We start from the raw sequence: 17,350 nt of genomic DNA on the forward strand, positions 1-17,350 counted from the left end.
GGCGAACGTGAGCGCGGGAGAGCCAGGATCGGTGGTGCGGCGCATGCTGCTCGGCTCGCAACTCAGGCGGCTGCGGGAAGCGCGGGGGATCACGCGCGAGGCGGCCGGGTACTCGATCCGCGCTTCGGAATCGAAGATCAGCCGGATGGAGTTGGGCCGGGTGAGCTTCAAGACCCGAGACGTGGAAGACCTCTTGACCCTGTACGGCATCACGGACGAGACGGAGCGCACCTCGTTGGTCTCCCTCGCCAGGGAAGCCAACGTCGCGGGCTGGTGGCACAGTTACTCAGACGTCCTGCCGAACTGGTTCCCCACCTATGTGGGACTGGAGGGCGCGGCGTCGCTGATCCGCGTCTACGAGGTGCAGTTCGTGCACGGACTGCTGCAGACCGAGGCGTACGCCCGGGCAGTGGTCCGGCGCGGTATGCAGGGCGCGAGCGAGGCCGACGTGGAGCGGCGGGTGGCGCTGCGCATGGAGCGGCAGAAGTACCTCGTCTCGGAGAACGCGCCCGACCTCCACATCGTCCTGGACGAGGCCGCCCTGCGCCGTCCCCACGGCGACCGTGACGTGATGCGCGGGCAGTTGCAGCACCTGATCGAGATGTCCGAGCGGCCCAGCGTACGGCTGCAGATCATGCCGTTCAGCCTCGGCGGGCACGCCGGCGAGTCCGGGGCCTTCACCATCCTCAGCTTCCCCGAGTCGGACCTGTCGGACGTGGTCTATCTGGAGCAGCTCACCAGCGCCCTCTACCTGGACAAGCCCGAGGACGTCGCCCAGTACGAGCGGACGCTGGAGGAACTCCAGCACGACGGACCCGGCCCGGACGAGAGCCGCGACCTGCTGCGCGGGCTGCTCCAGCTGTCGTAGGGAACCCCCCCGGAAACACGCATCGGACGCCCAACTCGCCTCGCTCGCAAGTACGATGACACGCGATCAGACCATGAAGAAGTGATCGGGGGTTGATCCGGGGCTCCGACTGCTTCGACCGTCTCGCGGCAGGGGATCGAGGAGCGCATGTCGTCCTACTTCACCGAACTGGCCCAGCAGTACATCGACGGCGAGTGGCGCCCGGGGACCGGCTCCTGGGACATCATCGACTTCAATCCCTACGACGGGGAGAAGCTGGCCTCGATCACCATAGCCACGGTCGACGAGGTGGACCAGGCCTACCGTGCGGCCGCCCGCGCCCAGAAGGAATGGGCCGCGACCAACGCCTACGCGCGCAGAACCGTCTTCGAGAAGGCGCTGCGGCTGGTCGAGGAGCGGGAGCCGGAGATCACCGACGTGATCATCGCCGAGCTCGGCGGCACCCGTCTGAAGGCCGCCTTCGAACTGCACCTCGCCAAGGAGTTCCTGCGCGAGTCGATCCACCTGGCGCTGCGCCCCGAGGGGAAGATCCTGCCCTCCCCGGTCGACGGCAAGGAAAACCGCCTCTACCGGGTGCCGGTCGGTGTCGTGGGCGTCATCAGCCCCTTCAACTTCCCCTTCCTGCTGTCCCTGAAGTCGGTCGCCCCGGCGCTCGCCCTCGGCAACGGCGTGGTGCTCAAGCCGCACCAGGACACCCCGGTCACCGGCGGCTCCCTGATCGCGAAGATCTTCGAGGACGCGGGTCTGCCGGCCGGTCTGCTCAACGTCGTCATCACGGACATAGCCGAGATCGGCGACGCCTTCATCGAGCACCCCGTCCCCAAGGTCATCTCCTTCACCGGCTCCGACCAGGTCGGCCGGCACGTCGCCACCGTCTGCGCCTCCCACTTCAAGCGCTCGGTCCTGGAACTCGGCGGCAACAGCGCGGTCGTGGTCCTGGACGACGCCGACCTCGACTACGCGGTCGACGCGGCCGTCTTCAGCCGGTACGTCCACCAGGGCCAGGTCTGCATGGCCGCGAACCGGATCCTGGTGGACCGCTCGGTCGCCGAGGAGTTCACCGCGAAGTTCGTCGCCAAGGTCGGTTCGCTGAAGGTCGGCGACCCGCGCGACCCGGAGACCGTCATCGGCCCGGTGATCAACTCCACGCAGGCGTACGCGCTGTCGGGCGTCGTCCAGCAGGCGATCGCCGAGGGGGCCACCGCCCTGCTGCGCGGCGCCACCACTGGCAACCTCGTCGAGCCGTCGGTCCTGACGGACCTGCCCGCCGACTCCGCCCTGCTCCGCCAGGAGGTCTTCGGGCCGGTCGCCTTCGTCGTCCCGTTCGACGGCGAGGAGGAGGCGGTCCGGATCGTCAACGACACCCCGTACGGCCTCAGCGGCGCCGTCCACACGGCGGATGTCGAACGGGGCGTCGCCTTCGCCCGGCGGATCGACACCGGCATGTTCCACGTGAACGACGGCACCGTCCACGACGAGCCGCTCGTCCCCTTCGGCGGCGAGAAGCACTCCGGCATCGGCCGTCTGAACGGCGAGACGACCCTGGACGCCTTCACCACGCTGAAGTGGATCTCGGTCCAGCACGGCCGGAGCGGCTTCCCGTTCTAGGGTCGCGGCAGGCTCTAGTGGTGGAACCCGGTGGCCGCCTTCTTGTCCCGGGTCAGCGGGTGCGGCTGGCGGCGCAGTTGGGGCAGCAGGCGGCCGAGGTCGTCGAGGAACAGCTCGGCGAGGTCGGCCGAGAACCCGTTGCGGCAGACCACGCGAAGGACTGACAGGTCCTCCCGGTTCGGCGGGAAGGTGTACGCGGGCACCAGCCAGCCGTTCTCGCGCAGCCGCCGGGAGACGTCGAACACGTCGTAGGCCTCGACTTCCGGCGCCGTGGTGAAGGCGAACACCGGCAGCTGGTCGCCGCGGGTCAGCAGCCGGAAGTCGCCGAGCGCCTCGACCCGTTCGGCGAGGTGGCGGGCCACGTCCCGGGTGCACTGCTGCACCAGCCGGTAGCCCTCGCGGGCCAGCCGCAGGAACGAGTAGTACTGCGCCACCACCTGCGCGCCGGGCCGGGAGAAGTTCAGCGCGAAGGTCGGCATGTCACCGCCCAGGTAGTTGACCCGGAAGACCAGCTCCTCGGGCAGCGCCTCGCCGTCCCGCCACAGCGCCCAGCCGACACCCGGGTACACCAGCCCGTACTTGTGGCCCGAGGTGTTGATCGAGGCCACCCGTGGGAGCCGGAAGTCCCAGACCAGGTCCTCGTCGAGGAAGGGCGCGATCATGCCGCCCGAGGCGCCGTCGACGTGCACCGGGATGTCGAGGCCCGTGCGCTCCTGGAGGGCGTCCAGGGCCCCGCACAGGTCGGCGATCGGCTCGTAGGAGCCGTCGAAGGTGGAGCCGAGGATGCCGACGACCCCGATGGTGTTCTCGTCGCACAGCTCGGCGGCGGCCTGCGGGTCGAGGTGGTAGCGGTCGCCGTCCATGGGGACCTGACGGGCCTCGACCTCCCAGAAGTTGCAGAACTTCTCCCAGCACACCTGGACGTTGACGCCCATGACGAGGTTCGGCCGGGCATCCCGCCCGGGGTAGCGGTCGGCGTTGCGCCGCGCCCAGCGCCGCTTGAGCGCCATCCCGGCGAGCATGCACGCCTCGCTCGACCCGGTCGTCGAACAGCCCACTGCGGCGGAGGGATCCGGCGCGTTCCACAGGTCGGCGAGCATCGCCACACAGCGCCGCTCCAGTTCGGCGGTGCGCGGGTACTCGTCCTTGTCGATCATGTTCTTGTCGCGGCACTCGTTCATCAGGACGTCGGCCTGCGGCTCCATCCAGGTCGTGACGAACGTGGCCAGATTCAGCCGGGAGTTGCCGTCCAGCATCAGCTCGTCGTGCACGAGCTGGTACGCCGTCGAGGGCGGCAGGGGCGTGTCGCCGAGCCGGTGCTTGGGCGGCGCCTCGGCCATCTCGACGGCCGGATTCGCCTCTCCGTAGAAGGGGTTGACCGACAGGGGGCGCTCGTCGGGCTTCTCGTGTCCTCGGTGCAGCGGCATGGGCTGTCTCCTGCGGGATCGACGCGATCGATGGGTTCCTGGGGCCGGGGGGTTCGAGGAGGCGGGGGAGGGGCTGCGGGGTCAGCGGATCGCCGTACCGTCCTTCCCGAGCTGCATCAGCGGCCTGCCGGTCACCAGCAGCCAGGCCGGCAGCGAGGCGGCGCACAGCAGAGCGAGGACGGCCGGCGAGGACACGAGTACCGCGGCCGTGAACAGGCTCACCCAGCCCTGCCGGGTGACGGCCAGGAGTATGCCCAGCACGCCCGCCGCCACGCCGAGCGACTCGGGCACCGCGGGCACGAGGGCGTGCGCGGTCAGCCCGAAGGCGGCGCCGACGAACACGGACGGGAAGATCCGCCCGCCGCGGAACCCGCAGGACGCGGCGACCAGCAGCGCGGCCAGCTTCACCACGGTCATGGTCGCGAACTGCCCCGCCGTCCAGGCCCCGGGATCGCGGGCCAGTTCCGTGACCTCCGACAGCCCCTTGAAGAGCGTCAGAGGACCGCCGAGCACCGCCAGCAGACCGAGCACGAGCCCACCGGCGGGAAGGACCAGCATCGGATGCCCGAGCCGGGAGAAGGCACGGTGGACATAGGGGAAGGCGTACACGGCGAGCAGGCCGAGCAGCGCGGCCGCGAAGGCGGTCACCAGCGCGGCCAGGAGGTCGCCCCAGTGCGGCCGGCCGAGGGGAGGCAGACCCAGGTCGAAGGTGGGGCGGGCGACCAGCGCGGTCGTCAGGGCGCCCGCGGTCCCGGCGGCCAGCGGCGCGAAGAGGTTGTCCCACAGCGCCCCCTTGGCCGGCCGCCCGGCCAGCGCCTCGGAGACGACGAGCGCGGCGGCCACCGGGGTGCCGAACAGGGCGCCGATCGTCGCCGCCTCCGCCAGCACCGGCCACAGCGCGCCCGGCAGCCGGGGCAGCAGCCGGCGGCCCAGCGCGAACGCCAGGGCCACGTTCGCCATGATGAGGGGGTTCTCGGGGCCGAGGCTCGGCCCGCCGGCCAGCATGAGCACGGCGGCCACCAGCAGCCCCGGCAGCACGGCCGGCGCCACCGGGGCTGCCGTCAGACCCAGCGTCGCCGGGTCCGGTCCGGCGTGCCCCGGCGCCCTCCACACCACCAGTCCCACCAGAGCGCCGGTCGCGGTGAGCACGACCAGCATCCAGACGACCGAGTAGCGCCCGATGCCCAGGGCATCGGGCAGGCTCCCCCACAGAACCCCCTGTAACCGTTCCGCCACCCCGCTCACCAGCAGGAACAGCAGACTGGAGCCGACCCCGACGACCAGTGCGGGCAGGATCAGCGGCAGCAGGGCGCGGGCCGGGGCCGCCGGGGCGGTCGGTGCCTGCTGCGCGGTGTCCTGGGCCACGGGCTCACGATAAGCGGACGAAAGCGACACAACATCCGGAACGAAACACGCTTGCACCTCACGCGGCGTGAGGAGCCACCGTGGACCACGTACCGAGAAAGGAGCGGAAGTGAGCTACTCCGTGGGACAGGTCGCCGGATTCGCCGGAGTGACGGTGCGCACCCTGCACCACTACGACGACATCGGCCTGCTCGTCCCGGGCGAGCGCAGCCACGCGGGCCACCGGCGCTACGGCGACGCGGATCTCGACCGGCTGCAGCAGATCCTGTTCTACCGGGAGCTCGGCTTCCCGCTCGAGGAGGTCGCGGCCCTGCTCGACGACCCGGAGGCGGATCCGGCCGCGCACCTGCGCCGCCGGCACGAACTGCTGACCGCCCGGATCGAGAAGCTGAAGGAGATGGCCGCGGCCGTGGAGCACGCCATGGAGGCACGCAGGATGGGCATCGATCTCACCCCGGAGGAGCGGTTCGAGGTCTTCGGCGACCACGACCCCGAGCGATACGCCGACGAGGTCGGGCAGCGCTGGGGCGGCACGGAGGCCTACCGGCAGTCCCAGCGCCGTACCGCCTCGTACACCAAGGAGGACTGGAAGCGGCTCACCGAGGAGCAGGACGCGATCCACCGGCGCATGGCGGCACTGCTCGACGCGGGCACACCGGCCGGTTCCGAGGCCGCCATGGACGTGGCCGAGGAGCACCGCCGGTTCATCTCCGGCAGTTATTACGACTGCGGGCACGAGATGCACAGCTGCCTGGCGCGGATGTACGTCGCCGACCCGCGCTTCACCGCCACCTACGAGAAGATCCGGCCGGGCCTGGCCGCGTACCTGCACGACGCGATCCTGGCCAACGCCGAGCGGCACACGTCGTAGGAACGCCGCGGGAACGCCGGAGGAAAAAGGAGGGGCCCGGGTGTCCGGCACCCGGGCCCCGGGCGGTCACTCCCGGACCAGGACCACGGCGGTGCCGTAGGCGCACACCTCCGTGCCGGCGTCCGCCGCCTCGGTCACGTCGAAGCGGAAGGCCAGCACCGCGTTGGCGCCCCGCGCGCGTGCCTGCTCGACGAGCCGCTCCATGGCCTGGTTGCGGGTCTGCACCAGCGTCTTGGTGAGCCCCTTGAGCTCACCGCCGATCATCGACTTCAGACCCGCCCCGATCTGGCTGCCCAGATACCGGGACCGGACCGTCAGCCCGAAGACCTCGCCGATGACCTTCTCCACCCGGTGGCCGGATACCTCGTTCGTCGTCACGACCAGCACGTCCGGCTCGGGCTCCTGGCCGCCGCCGTATTCCTCGATGTTCATGGAGCAAGCTTGGCGTGAGCGGACCGTGCGGCGCCATCCCCCGGGCACTCATGGAACCTTGGGCGTATACCTTGCGTTGGTAGCTTTGTGCGGCACCGCACGAGGCTTCGCCTCGCCCCCGACGCCGTACCACCCCACCCCTCAGGAGTCCGGAACCGTGACGACGCTTGCCCTCGGCCCGAGCTGGCTGGATCCGAACCACCTGCTCAACTCCTTCGGTATCTGGGGCCTGCTCCTCATCGTCTTCGCCGAGTCGGGTCTGCTCATCGGCTTCTTCCTGCCGGGCGACTCCCTGCTGTTCACCTGCGGTCTGCTGATCACGTCGAAGCAGCTGGACTTCCCGCTGTGGGGCGCCATCGCCCTGATCTGCCTCGCCGCGGTCCTGGGCGACCAGGCGGGCTACATGTTCGGCAAGAAGGTCGGACCGTCGCTCTTCAACCGGCCGGACTCCCGCCTGTTCAAGCAGGAGAACGTCACCAAGGCGCACGAGTTCTTCGAGAAGTACGGCCCGAAGTCCCTGGTCCTGGCCCGCTTCGTGCCCATCGTGCGCACGTTCACGCCGATCATCGCGGGCGTCAGCGGCATGCGGTACCGCTCGTTCCTGATCTTCAACGTCATCGGCGGTGTGCTGTGGGGCGCGGGCGTGACGCTCCTCGGCTCCTGGCTGGGCAACATCGGCTTCGTCAAGGCCAACATCGAGGCGATCCTCATCCTGATCGTCCTCGTCTCGGTGGTCCCGATCATCATCGAGTTCCTGCGCGCCCGCTCCAAGGAGAAGAAGGCCCCCGAGGAGCCGGCCGCCCCGGCCCCGGAGCCCGCCGCCCCGTACGGGCAGCAGCCGCAGCAGTTCCAGCAGCCGGTCATGGACGACGCCACGACCCGCCTGCGCCGCATCGAGCCGCCGCACCAGTACGGCGGGCAGAACCAGCCCCCGCAGGAGCAGCAGCAGTACGGCTACGGCCAGCAGCAGTACGCGCAGCCGTACCCGCAGCAGCCCTACGGCGAGCAGCAGGGCCAGGGCGGCTACGACCAGAACCCGCAGTACCCGGACAACGGCGGCTACTACCGCGCCCCGTAGGAAGTCCTCGTAGGAAGTGCGGGGGCCGGGCGCCCGCGGGTCAGAACCCGCGGGTCCGCTTCGCGGCCCTGCGCCCCGCGGCGGAGGCGGCGCCCGGCATCTTCAGGAACAGCCGGGAGATCTCCGAGCCGAGGTTCACCCCGATCGCGATGGCCATGGCGAGCGACACCGCCTTGGCCAGCGACACCAGCCCGTTGTCGACATGGTTCTGCGCGATCGACAGCAGACCGAAGTACGTCGCCGAACCCGGTAGCAGCGGCCCGATCGCGGCGGTCGTGTACGGCAGTGCGGACGCGAACCGGTAGCGGGACAGCAACTGCCCGAACAGGCCCACCAGGCCCGCCGCCACGGCCGTGGACGCCACCGGGGAGATGTTGCCGACGTCGTGCATGGCGCCGTACACCGACCACGCGACACCGCCGTTGAGCGTCACCAGGAGCACGGTGGACCGCTCCTGCTGCAACAGCACGGCGAAAGTCAGCGACAGCAGCATCGCCGCGACGATCTGGAGCACCGGCCGTCGGCTCATGGCGAGCGCGGCGTCCGGGTCGAGGACGGCGCCCAGCTTCACACCGAAGTACAGGACCAGCAGTACGCCGGTGACGATGCCGACGAAGAAGTACATGACCTCCAGCAGGCGCGCCGAGGCGGTGATGTAGAAGCCGGTCAGGCCGTCCTGCACGCCCGCCACCAGCGCCCGCCCCGGCAGCAGCGCGAACAGTCCACCGGTGATGACGGCCGACGCCTTCACGTCGACGTGCGCCGCGGTGAGCGCGACGCCGAGCGCGGCCGGCGGCATCGCGGCGACCGTGAACTGGTAGAACTCCGGCAGTCCGCGCCCCGCGCACAGCCACGCCAGCCGGTCGCCGAGCATCGCGCCGAGCGCCGCGGCCACGAAGACGATCAGATCGCCGCCGACCAGGACGGAGGCCGTGCCCGCGAGCAGCCCGGCGGCCGCGGTCAGCGCCCAGCCGGGGTAGGGGTGCCGGTTGCGGCGGATCTCCGCCAGCCGCCGGTACGCCTCCTCCAGGGAGAGGTGGTTCTGCGGATCGCTCAGGTCGTCGACGAGCCGGAAGACGGCCGCCAGGCGCGTGTAGTCGGTGCCCCGGCGGCGTACCGTCCTCGACGCCGTCACGGGGTCGTCGACCAGGGACGGCTGGTGGGAGATCGACAGCAGGGTGAAGGTGACGTTCGGCTCGCAGCGGTCCAGGCCGTAGGAACGGCAGACCGCGAACATCGCCGCCTCCACGTCCTCGGCGCCCTCACCGCCCGCGAGCAGCAGCTCGCCGATACGCAGGGTCAGGTCGAGCACGCGTGGGACGGCGGGGCCGCCCTCCTCCGCCGCCTTGTGCACCGGTTCGGGCGCGGGCCGGTCGGCCACCGACATGCGCAGCATGGTGCGCATCCGGTCCTGCCAGGGGACGTCATGGGGCAGGTTGACCGCCGGGGTGCCGCCCGCCGGGGTGAAGGCGGGCGGGGCCTGGCTGGCGCTGTAGGTGCTCGGCAGGCTGAAGGCGGATCCCTCCGGCTCCACCACGGGCGGCGGAGTGACGTCGAGGCCGTTCGGCACGGCGAACTCGGACGTGGTCTCCGACTCGGCGGTCCCCGTCCTGGGCGCCGTCAGCCCCTCGGGCACGGCGAACTCGGACGTCGTGGACGACTCCGCCTCGGCCGCCGGTACGACCGGGATCACCTGGGTCACCTGGGTCACCGACGACCCGGCGGGAACCCTGAACGCACTCCGCGCCTCGTCCGACTGCGGCTTGCGGTCCTCCGCGTCCGTCACTGAGAAACGCTCCCTGAACGACACCTTCCGTCTGCCTCAGTATGCGCAGACGGAGGCACCGGTATGCGAACGGCCGCACCGCCCCCGTGGGGACGGTGCGGCGCGTGGGAGGCGCGGGGCTCAGTGACCGCCGTGCTCCTGGAAACGCTTGATGGAACGCTCGATCTCCGCCTCGGCGTCGGAGCGGCCCACCCAGTCGGCGCCCTCGACGGACTTGCCGGGCTCCAGGTCCTTGTAGACCTCGAAGAAATGCTGGATCTCCAGGCGGTCGAACTCCGACACGTGGTGGATGTCCCGCAGGTGCTCCACACGCGGGTCGGACGCCGGCACGCACAGAAGCTTGTCGTCGCCGCCGGCCTCGTCGGTCATCCGGAACATGCCGATCGCGCGGCACTTGATGAGGCAGCCGGGGAAGGTCGGCTCGTCCAGGATGACCAGCGCGTCCAGCGGGTCGCCGTCCTCGCCGAGGGTGTTCTCGACGAAGCCGTAGTCCGCCGGATAGCTGGTCGAAGTGAAGAGTCGACGGTCCAGGCGGATACGACCGGTCTCGTGGTCCACCTCGTACTTGTTCCGCGAACCCTTCGGAATCTCGATCGTGACGTCGAACTCCACCGGTGGCTCCTCCATGATCAGCACATAGTTCTGGTGATTAAGTGTCCCTCACGCAGGTGTGTGATCGCGAAAGGGGCTGGTGGTCGTGCCGGAGCTGAGAGCCTGGCGGGCCGCGAGACCGCGCCTGGCCCGTCTCGCACGGGCCGCACGGCCGGGGCTCGTACGGGCCGCGCGGACCGTGAGACCGCGGGTCGCGCAACTCACGGAGGCCGCCGGAACGCGGCTCACCAAGCCGAAGACCTGGCAGTACACCGCGGGTGCCGCCACGGCCGGGCTGGCGCTCGCCGCCGGTGTGGTGACCGCCGCCGGGCCCTGGGACTCCTCCGGCCAGCGTACGGCCGAGCGGGACCGGGCCGCGGCCCTGGGGCGCACGGGTGGCGCAGATCACGGTCGCCGGACCGGTACGCCGGATCCGTCGGATGCGTCCGATGTATCCGGATTGGACGGCGGGGCGAAGCCCGCGCCCAGTGCCGTTCCGGTGCTGGTGGGCCTCGGCGGGGCCGGCGACCCGGCGCGGCCGGCGTCGGACACCACGGCCCTCGTGGCCGCCCTGGACCCGCTGCTGCGGGACTCCGCCCTCGGCACCCGCCACGCGGCGGCCGTCCTCGACGTCACCACCGGCGAGCGGCTCTACGGCCAGGCCGCCGGAGACCCGCACGTCCCCGCCTCCACCACCAAGATCGCCACCGCCGTCGCCGCGCTGTCCGCCCTCGGCGCCGACCACCGGCTCACCACCCGCGCCGCCCTGGAACCCGGCACCGGGAAACTCGTCCTGATCGGGGGCGGCGACCCCACGCTCACCGCACGCAAGGACGCCGGGAACCTGGCCAGCCTGCGCACCCTCGCCGCCGACACGGCGACCGCGCTGAGCAAGCGGCATGTGACCGAGGTGACGCTCTCCTACGACACCACCCTGTACGCCGGTACCTCCCTGCACCCCATCGGCGTGAACGACAACCTCGCCCCGGTCACCGCCCTGATGGCCGACGAGGGCCGCACCGGCGACTCGACCAGCGGCCCGGCCCCGCGCGTGGCCGACCCGGCGGCGGACGCGGCCCGCGCCTTCGCCGACCTGCTGTCCGGCCACGGCGTACGGACCACGGTCGCCGGCGCGGCCGGGGCGACGGGCCGCGCGGAGACCCTGGCCGCCGTCTCCTCGCCCCCGCTGTCGAGCCTGGTCGAACGGATGCTCACCAACAGCGACAACGACATCGCCGAGGCCCTGGCCCGCCAGACGGCCACCGCGACGGGCGGGCGGCCCGACTTCGCCGGGGGCGCCGCCGCGATCACCGCCCAGCTGAAGAAGCTGGGCCTGCCCCTGACGGGCGCCGACTTCCACGACGGCAGCGGACTCGACCGCGCCGACCGGCTCACCGCGGAGCTGCTCACGGCCCTGCTGGCCAAGGCGGCCGACCCGGCCGACCCCGCCCTCCGCCCGGTCCTCACCGGCCTCCCCGTCGCCGGCTTCACCGGCACCCTGACCAGCCGCTACGCGGACGGCGCGGCCGGGCTCGTACGGGCCAAGACGGGCACGCTGACGGGTGTCAACACCCTCGCGGGCACGCTCGTCGCCCGCAACGGCCACCTCCTGGCCTTCGCCTTCCTCGCGGAGGACACCACGGCCCCGGAAGCGGCTCAGACGGCCCTGGACCACGCGGCCACCACCCTGGCTACCTGCGCCTGCACCTGACGGCCCGGCCCGGGCGCGGCGGGCCCCGCCGGCTTCGTACCGGCCCTCTGCCGCGACCGCACGGGTGGCCCAGCCCTGCACCGAGCCGGGTCCCGGCGGACCCGGGCGTCCCGGGGGCGACTCGGTGCACCGGGGGCGCGGCCGGCACACAAAGGGCACATTCGCCCAGCGTCACGGCCTGCCCCGAGTGGCGGGGCTCACGTACCGTTGACGCATGACGAGCATCGGTGGTGCGGCAAGTTCCGGGATGGTCGACTGGAATCTCGCGGTCGCGACCGCGACCCGGCTGGTGCGGCCGGGGCCCGAGGTGAGCCGGGACGAGGCCCGGGCGGTCGTCGCGGAACTGCGCCGGCACGCCAAGGCGTCCGAGGGGCACGTGCGCGGCTTCACCCGCCTGGGTACGCGCGGGACGGACGACACCCCCGTGCTCGTGGTCGACCGCCCCGGCTGGATCCGGGCGAACGTCGCCGGTTTCCGGGAGATCCTCAAACCGCTCCTGGACAAGATGCAGGAGCGGCGCGGCGGCACCCCCGGCGGCGCGGTCCTCGGCGCCGTCGGCGGCAAGGTCACCGGCGTGGAACTCGGGATGCTGCTGTCCTTCCTCGCCTCCCGCGTCCTCGGCCAGTACGAGACCTTCGCCCCCGCCACCCGCGACCTGCCGGCCGGTGACGGCTCGCCCGGCGGCGGCCGGCTGCTGCTCGTCGCCCCCAACATCGTCCACGTCGAGCGCGAACTCGACGTGGACCCCCACGACTTCCGGCTGTGGGTGTGCCTGCACGAGGAGACGCACCGCACGCAGTTCACCGCCGTGCCCTGGCTCCGCGACCACCTCGAGGGCGAGATCCAGTCCTTCCTGGCGGAGACGGACGTCGACCCCATGGCCCTCCTGGAGCGCATCCGCGAGGCCGCCCAGTCCCTGGCGGGCGGCCGTCCCGAGGCCGAGGAGGACGACGGCGGCCACTCCCTGGTCGAGATGGTCCAGTCCCCGGCTCAGCGCGAGATCCTCGGCCGCCTCACCGCCGTGATGTCCCTCCTGGAGGGCCACGCCGACTTCGTGATGGACGGCGTCGGCCCGGACGTCGTGCCGTCCGTGGCGGAGATCCGCGAGAAGTTCCAGCAGCGCCGTGCCAAGGGCGCCTCCCGCCTGGACATGGCCCTGCGCAAGCTGCTCGGCCTGGACGCCAAGCTGCGCCAGTACCGCGACGGCGAGCGCTTCGTGCGCGCGGTCGTCGAGCAGGTCGGCATGGACGGCTTCAACCGGGTGTGGACCTCCCCCAACACCCTCCCCACCAAGGGGGAGATCTCGAAGCCGGCGGACTGGATCGCACGGGTGCACCGCAGGGCCGAACCGTGACCATGTGTGCGACGTCCGGACGAGGAATCCGGCCTACGGCAGGCGAACGCCGCTTCAATCACTCGTCCGAGGGACCGTGAGCCATGCGTAGGCGTGCAATGCTCGGGGAACGGCCTGTTTCTGTCACCATCGACGCACTCTGAGTGACCGATATCGGGCTCACCCCCCGAAGACTCCGTGAAGGGAACCGGACATGGGTCCCCATCCTGCGGTCGCGGCGATACGCCTGGCGGTACGCCGCGTCCTCCACGACATCCTCGACGAACAGCTCTCGCCCCACCCCGCGCAACCGGCCGCGCACGCTCGGCCCGGCCCCCTGGCCGCGCAACTCCCAGGGCAGCCCCCGCTCGGCGCATCGAAACCGGGCCGCGTCCGGGCGACCGCCGCGCATGCCGCCCACGGCTCGCCGGCCGCCCACGCCGCACCGGCGGCGCATGCCGCACCGGACACACCGGCCCCGCACGAGCGTCCGCCGTCGCCGCTCGTGCTCGTGGCCTGCTCCGGCGGCGCCGACTCCATGGCGCTCGCCTCCGCCCTCGCCTTCGAGGCCCCCAGGCTCGGCGTCCGGGCCGGCGGTGTCACCGTCGACCACGGCCTGCAGGCAGGCTCCGAGATGCGCGCCGACGAGGTCGCCCAGCGGCTGCGTGCCCTCGGACTCGACCCGGTCGAGGCCGTCGCCGTCACCGTCGGCCGCGACGGAGGTCCGGAAGCCGCCGCCCGTGACGCCCGCTACGCCGCCCTCGACGCCGCGGTCGAGCGCCACGGCGCCCACGCCGTCCTGCTCGGCCACACCCGCGACGACCAGGCCGAGACGGTGCTCCTCGGCCTCGCCCGCGGCTCCGGCATCCGCTCCCTGTCCGGAATGGCCGCGGTCTCGGGGGCCGGCGGCCGTTACCGCCGCCCCTTCCTGCACATCGACCGGCAGACCGCCCGCAAGGCCTGCATGGTCCAGTCCCTGCCCGTCTGGGACGACCCGCACAACACCGACCCGGCCTACACCCGCTCCCGGCTGCGCCACGAGGGCCTCCCCGCCCTGGAGAAGGCCCTCGGCAAGGGCGTCGTGGAGGCCCTCGCCCGTACCGCCCAGCTCTCCCGCGACGACGCCGACGCCCTCGACGCCTGGGCCGGTCAGGCCGAGGCCACCGTCCGCGACGACGCCGGCCGCCTGGAGTGCGCCAAGCTGTACGCCCTGCCGCCCGCCGTACGCCGCCGCATCCTGCGCCGGGCCGCCATCGACGCCGGCGCTCCGGCCGGGTCGCTGTTCGCCCGGCACATCGAGGAGGTCGACCGGCTGATCACCGGCTGGCGCGGGCAGAAGGCCATCAACCTGCCCGGCAGGGTGGTCGCCCAGCGGCAGGGTGGCAGACTGGTGATTCGGCAAGGCTGAACAGGGCCCCTCCAGCCGGTCCGCTGACGCGGAGTCCGGAGGAGGGCCGTCGACGCCGGTGAGACGACCGAAAGTGATGCGGGTGGACGCGAAAGACATGGGTGCCGACCTCGAGAAGGTGCTCATCACCAAGGAAGAGATCGACGCGAAGCTGGCCGAGCTGGCCGCGAAGATCGACGCGGAGTACGCGGGCAAGGACCTGCTGATCGTCGGCGTCCTCAAGGGCGCGGTGATGGTCATGGCGGACCTCGCCCGGGCGCTGTCCACCCCGCTCACCATGGACTGGATGGCCGTGTCGTCCTACGGCGCGGGCACCCAGTCCTCCGGCGTGGTGCGGATCCTCAAGGACCTCGACACCGACATCAAGGGCCGGCACGTCCTGATCGTCGAGGACATCATCGACTCCGGCCTGACCCTCTCCTGGCTGATCTCCAACCTCGGCTCGCGCGAGCCCGCCTCCCTGAAGGTGTGCACGCTGCTGCGCAAGCCGGAGGCCGCGAAGGTCGCCATCGACGTGGAGTGGGTCGGTTTCGACATCCCGAACGAGTTCGTGGTCGGCTATGGCCTGGACTACGCCGAGAAGTACCGGAACCTGCCGTTCGTCGGTACGCTCGCACCCCACGTCTACGGCGGCTGACCCCGAAGGGCTCAAGCGCGGAACGTGATCGGGAACCCCGGCGGCGCCGGAGCCGTTGGAGCAAGCAGACGGATACGTCGGCCCTACCGTGCGGCTTCGAGCCCCGATGCTGGGGTACCGTCAGAAGAACTGTCTTATCAAACTCACTGTGGCAGGAGGGACGGGGCGGCACCGCTCCGTATGGATGGACGTGAAGCGATACTTCCGTGGGCCGGTCATGTGGATCGTGCTGGCCGTCCTTGCCGTGGTCGTGTTGATGAATGTCGTCGGTCAGTCCGGCGGCTACAAGACGGTTGACACGGGCAAGGTCGTTGCGGCGATCAATGACAACAGGGTCCAGCAGGCCAAGCTGGTCACGGGCGACGAGCAGACCATCAAGGTCGAGCTCAAGGACGGCCTGAAGGTCGACGGCAGCTCGAAGATCCAGGCGAGCTACATCGGCGACCAGGGCGTGACCATCGCCAACACGCTGCAGACCAAGTACCAGGACAAGCAGATCCCGAAGGGCTACACGGTCTCGCCGTCGAAGCAGAGCCCCTTCGTCGGCATCCTGCTCACGCTGCTCCCCTTCGTCCTCATCGTGGTCGTCTTCCTGTTCCTGATGAATCAGATGCAGGGCGGCGGCTCCCGGGTGATGAACTTCGGCAAGTCGAAGGCCAAGCTCATCACCAAGGACACCCCGAAGACGACGTTCTCGGACGTGGCGGGCGCGGACGAGGCCGTCGAGGAGCTCCACGAGATCAAGGAGTTCCTCCAGGAGCCGGCCAAGTTCCAGGCCGTCGGGGCGAAGATCCCCAAGGGCGTGCTGCTCTACGGCCCGCCCGGCACCGGCAAGACCCTGCTCGCGCGCGCTGTCGCGGGCGAGGCCGGCGTTCCGTTCTACTCGATCTCCGGTTCCGACTTCGTCGAGATGTTCGTCGGCGTCGGCGCCTCCCGTGTCCGCGACCTGTTCGAGCAGGCCAAGGCGAACGCCCCGGCGATCGTCTTCGTCGACGAGATCGACGCGGTCGGCCGCCACCGCGGCGCCGGCCTCGGCGGCGGTCACGACGAGCGCGAGCAGACGCTGAACCAGCTGCTGGTCGAGATGGACGGCTTCGACGTCAAGGGCGGCGTGATCCTGATCGCGGCCACCAACCGGCCCGACATCCTCGACCCGGCGCTGCTGCGTCCGGGCCGCTTCGACCGTCAGATCGCCGTGGACCGCCCCGACATGCAGGGCCGTCTGGAGATCCTCAAGGTCCACCAGAAGGGCAAGCCGGTCGCGCCCGACGTCGACCTGTCCGCCGTCGCCCGCCGCACCCCCGGCTTCACGGGTGCCGATCTGTCCAACGTCCTGAACGAGGCCGCGCTGCTCACGGCCCGCAGTGACAAGAAGCTGATCGACAACCACATGCTGGACGAGGCGATCGACCGCGTGGTCGCGGGCCCGCAGAAGCGGACCCGGATCATGTCGGACAAGGAGAAGAAGATCACCGCGTACCACGAGGGCGGTCACGCCCTGGTCGCGGCGGCCTCGCCGAACTCCGACCCGGTCCACAAGATCACGATTCTGTCCCGCGGCCGGGCCCTCGGCTACACGATGGTCCTGCCCGACGAGGACAAGTACTCCACGACCCGCAACGAGATGCTGGACCAGCTCGCCTACATGCTGGGCGGCCGCGCGGCCGAGGAGCTGGTCTTCCACGACCCGACGACGGGCGCGGCGAACGACATCGAGAAGGCCACCACCACGGCCCGTGCGATGGTCACCCAGTACGGCATGACCGAGCGGCTGGGCGCGATCAAGTTCGGCGGCGACAACACCGAGCCGTTCCTCGGACGTGAGATGGCTCACCAGCGCGACTACTCGGAAGAGGTCGCCGCGCTGGTGGACGAGGAAGTCAAGAAGCTCATCGAGAACGCGCACAACGAGGCCTGGGAGATCCTGGTCGAGAACCGCGACGTCCTCGACAACCTCGTCCTGGCCCTCCTCGAGAAGGAGACCCTGGGCAAGGAGGAGATCGCCGAGGTCTTCTCCCAGATCGTCAAGCGGCCGCCGCGGCCCGCGTGGACCGGCTCGTCCCGCCGGACCCCGTCGACCCGCCCGCCGGTGCTCTCCCCGAAGGAGCTCGCGCTGACGAACGGAGCCAACGGCTCGACGGCGGCGATCAGCACCGTCAAGTCCACGGCGACGGAGCCCGCCCCGGCCACGGAGCAGGTGCCGGAGGACCGTCCGGACAACTGACCGGAGGCCCG

At 71.2% G+C, this 17,350-nt stretch carries 14 protein-coding genes; 9 read left to right on the plus strand and 5 right to left on the minus strand.

Annotated elements, in window-relative coordinates; all coding sequences use genetic code 11:
* The first annotated feature begins 43 nt into the window (after positions 1–43).
* Positions 44–868 (plus strand): helix-turn-helix domain-containing protein, encoded by an 825-nt coding sequence (locus CG719_RS11795; RefSeq protein WP_100568597.1) that lies wholly within the window; start codon positions 44–46, stop codon positions 866–868.
* A 147-nt stretch (positions 869–1,015) separates the two neighbouring features.
* Positions 1,016–2,476, plus strand: coding sequence for an aldehyde dehydrogenase family protein (locus CG719_RS11800; protein WP_100568511.1), 1,461 nt, complete (start codon positions 1,016–1,018; stop codon positions 2,474–2,476).
* 14 nt (positions 2,477–2,490) lie between these two features.
* Here CG719_RS11800 and CG719_RS11805 read toward each other — a convergent pair whose 3' ends face one another.
* Positions 2,491–3,903, minus strand: coding sequence for a glutamate decarboxylase (locus CG719_RS11805; RefSeq protein ID WP_100568512.1), 1,413 nt, complete (start codon positions 3,901–3,903; stop codon positions 2,491–2,493).
* Positions 3,904–3,984: 81 nt separating this feature from the next.
* Entirely contained in the window at positions 3,985–5,268 is a 1,284-nt protein-coding gene (locus CG719_RS11810; RefSeq protein ID WP_100568513.1) for an ion channel protein, read from the minus strand.
* A gap of 109 nt (positions 5,269–5,377) precedes the next feature.
* Here CG719_RS11810 and CG719_RS11815 point away from each other — a divergent pair, with 109 nt between their 5' ends.
* Complete coding sequence (locus CG719_RS11815; RefSeq protein WP_100568514.1) at positions 5,378–6,139, plus strand: MerR family transcriptional regulator; 762 nt, start codon at positions 5,378–5,380, stop codon at positions 6,137–6,139.
* Positions 6,140–6,205: 66 nt separating this feature from the next.
* Here the strand turns inward: CG719_RS11815 and CG719_RS11820 are convergent, their stop codons facing one another.
* On the minus strand, positions 6,206–6,571 hold the full coding sequence (locus CG719_RS11820) for a YbjQ family protein (protein ID WP_100568515.1): 366 nt from the start codon (positions 6,569–6,571) through the stop codon (positions 6,206–6,208).
* A gap of 157 nt (positions 6,572–6,728) precedes the next feature.
* On the opposite strand from CG719_RS11820, the gene CG719_RS11825 reads away from it, so the two are divergent.
* The gene (locus CG719_RS11825; RefSeq protein WP_100568516.1) at positions 6,729–7,649 is read left to right on the plus strand and encodes a DedA family protein; all 921 of its coding nucleotides are present in this window, start codon (positions 6,729–6,731) and stop codon (positions 7,647–7,649) included.
* A gap of 40 nt (positions 7,650–7,689) precedes the next feature.
* On the opposite strand, the gene CG719_RS11830 is transcribed toward CG719_RS11825, so the two are convergent.
* Positions 7,690–9,435, minus strand: a complete 1,746-nt coding sequence (locus CG719_RS11830) for a threonine/serine ThrE exporter family protein (protein WP_100568517.1) — start codon at positions 9,433–9,435, stop codon at positions 7,690–7,692.
* Positions 9,436–9,555: 120 nt separating this feature from the next.
* The gene (locus CG719_RS11835) at positions 9,556–10,047 is read right to left on the minus strand and encodes an inorganic diphosphatase (RefSeq protein WP_100568598.1); all 492 of its coding nucleotides are present in this window, start codon (positions 10,045–10,047) and stop codon (positions 9,556–9,558) included.
* Positions 10,048–10,126: 79 nt separating this feature from the next.
* Between CG719_RS11835 and dacB the strand changes: the two genes are divergently transcribed.
* The 5 genes from dacB to ftsH all read left to right on the plus strand — a co-directional run bounded on the left by dacB (position 10,127) and on the right by ftsH (position 17,339).
* Entirely contained in the window at positions 10,127–11,737 is a 1,611-nt protein-coding gene (dacB, locus tag CG719_RS11840; protein WP_234375521.1) for a D-alanyl-D-alanine carboxypeptidase/D-alanyl-D-alanine endopeptidase, read from the plus strand.
* Positions 11,738–11,951: 214 nt separating this feature from the next.
* A complete protein-coding gene (locus tag CG719_RS11845; RefSeq protein WP_100568518.1) occupies positions 11,952–13,091 on the plus strand; it encodes a zinc-dependent metalloprotease in 1,140 nt (379 codons plus the stop codon).
* A gap of 193 nt (positions 13,092–13,284) precedes the next feature.
* Positions 13,285–14,478 carry a tRNA lysidine(34) synthetase TilS gene (gene tilS / locus CG719_RS11850; protein WP_100568519.1) on the plus strand — a complete coding sequence of 398 codons (1,194 nt, stop codon included), beginning with the start codon at positions 13,285–13,287 and terminating at the stop codon, positions 14,476–14,478.
* Positions 14,479–14,554: 76 nt separating this feature from the next.
* Positions 14,555–15,115, plus strand: a complete 561-nt coding sequence (hpt, locus tag CG719_RS11855; RefSeq protein WP_100568520.1) for a hypoxanthine phosphoribosyltransferase — start codon at positions 14,555–14,557, stop codon at positions 15,113–15,115.
* A 184-nt stretch (positions 15,116–15,299) separates the two neighbouring features.
* On the plus strand, positions 15,300–17,339 hold the full coding sequence (gene ftsH / locus CG719_RS11860; RefSeq protein WP_199836605.1) for an ATP-dependent zinc metalloprotease FtsH: 2,040 nt from the start codon (positions 15,300–15,302) through the stop codon (positions 17,337–17,339).
* Positions 17,340–17,350: the final 11 nt, after the last annotated feature.

The organism is Streptomyces sp. CB01373 (assembly GCF_002803075.1).
Classification (GTDB): domain Bacteria; phylum Actinomycetota; class Actinomycetes; order Streptomycetales; family Streptomycetaceae; genus Streptomyces.

Excerpts from the sequence above, each read along its gene's own strand:
- CG719_RS11795 (WP_100568597.1), top strand. The coding sequence starts at position 44 with ATGCTGCTCGGCTCGCAACTCAGGCGGCTGCGGGAAGCGCGGGGGATC.
- CG719_RS11800 (WP_100568511.1), top strand. The coding sequence starts at position 1,016 with ATGTCGTCCTACTTCACCGAACTGGCCCAGCAGTACATCGACGGCGAG.
- CG719_RS11805 (WP_100568512.1), bottom strand. The coding sequence starts at position 3,903 with ATGCCGCTGCACCGAGGACACGAGAAGCCCGACGAGCGCCCCCTGTCG.
- CG719_RS11820 (WP_100568515.1), bottom strand. The coding sequence starts at position 6,571 with ATGAACATCGAGGAATACGGCGGCGGCCAGGAGCCCGAGCCGGACGTG.
- CG719_RS11845 (WP_100568518.1), top strand. The coding sequence starts at position 11,952 with ATGACGAGCATCGGTGGTGCGGCAAGTTCCGGGATGGTCGACTGGAAT.
- tilS (WP_100568519.1), top strand. The coding sequence starts at position 13,285 with ATGGGTCCCCATCCTGCGGTCGCGGCGATACGCCTGGCGGTACGCCGC.
- hpt (WP_100568520.1), top strand. The coding sequence starts at position 14,555 with ATGCGGGTGGACGCGAAAGACATGGGTGCCGACCTCGAGAAGGTGCTC.
- ftsH (WP_199836605.1), top strand. The coding sequence starts at position 15,300 with ATGGACGTGAAGCGATACTTCCGTGGGCCGGTCATGTGGATCGTGCTG.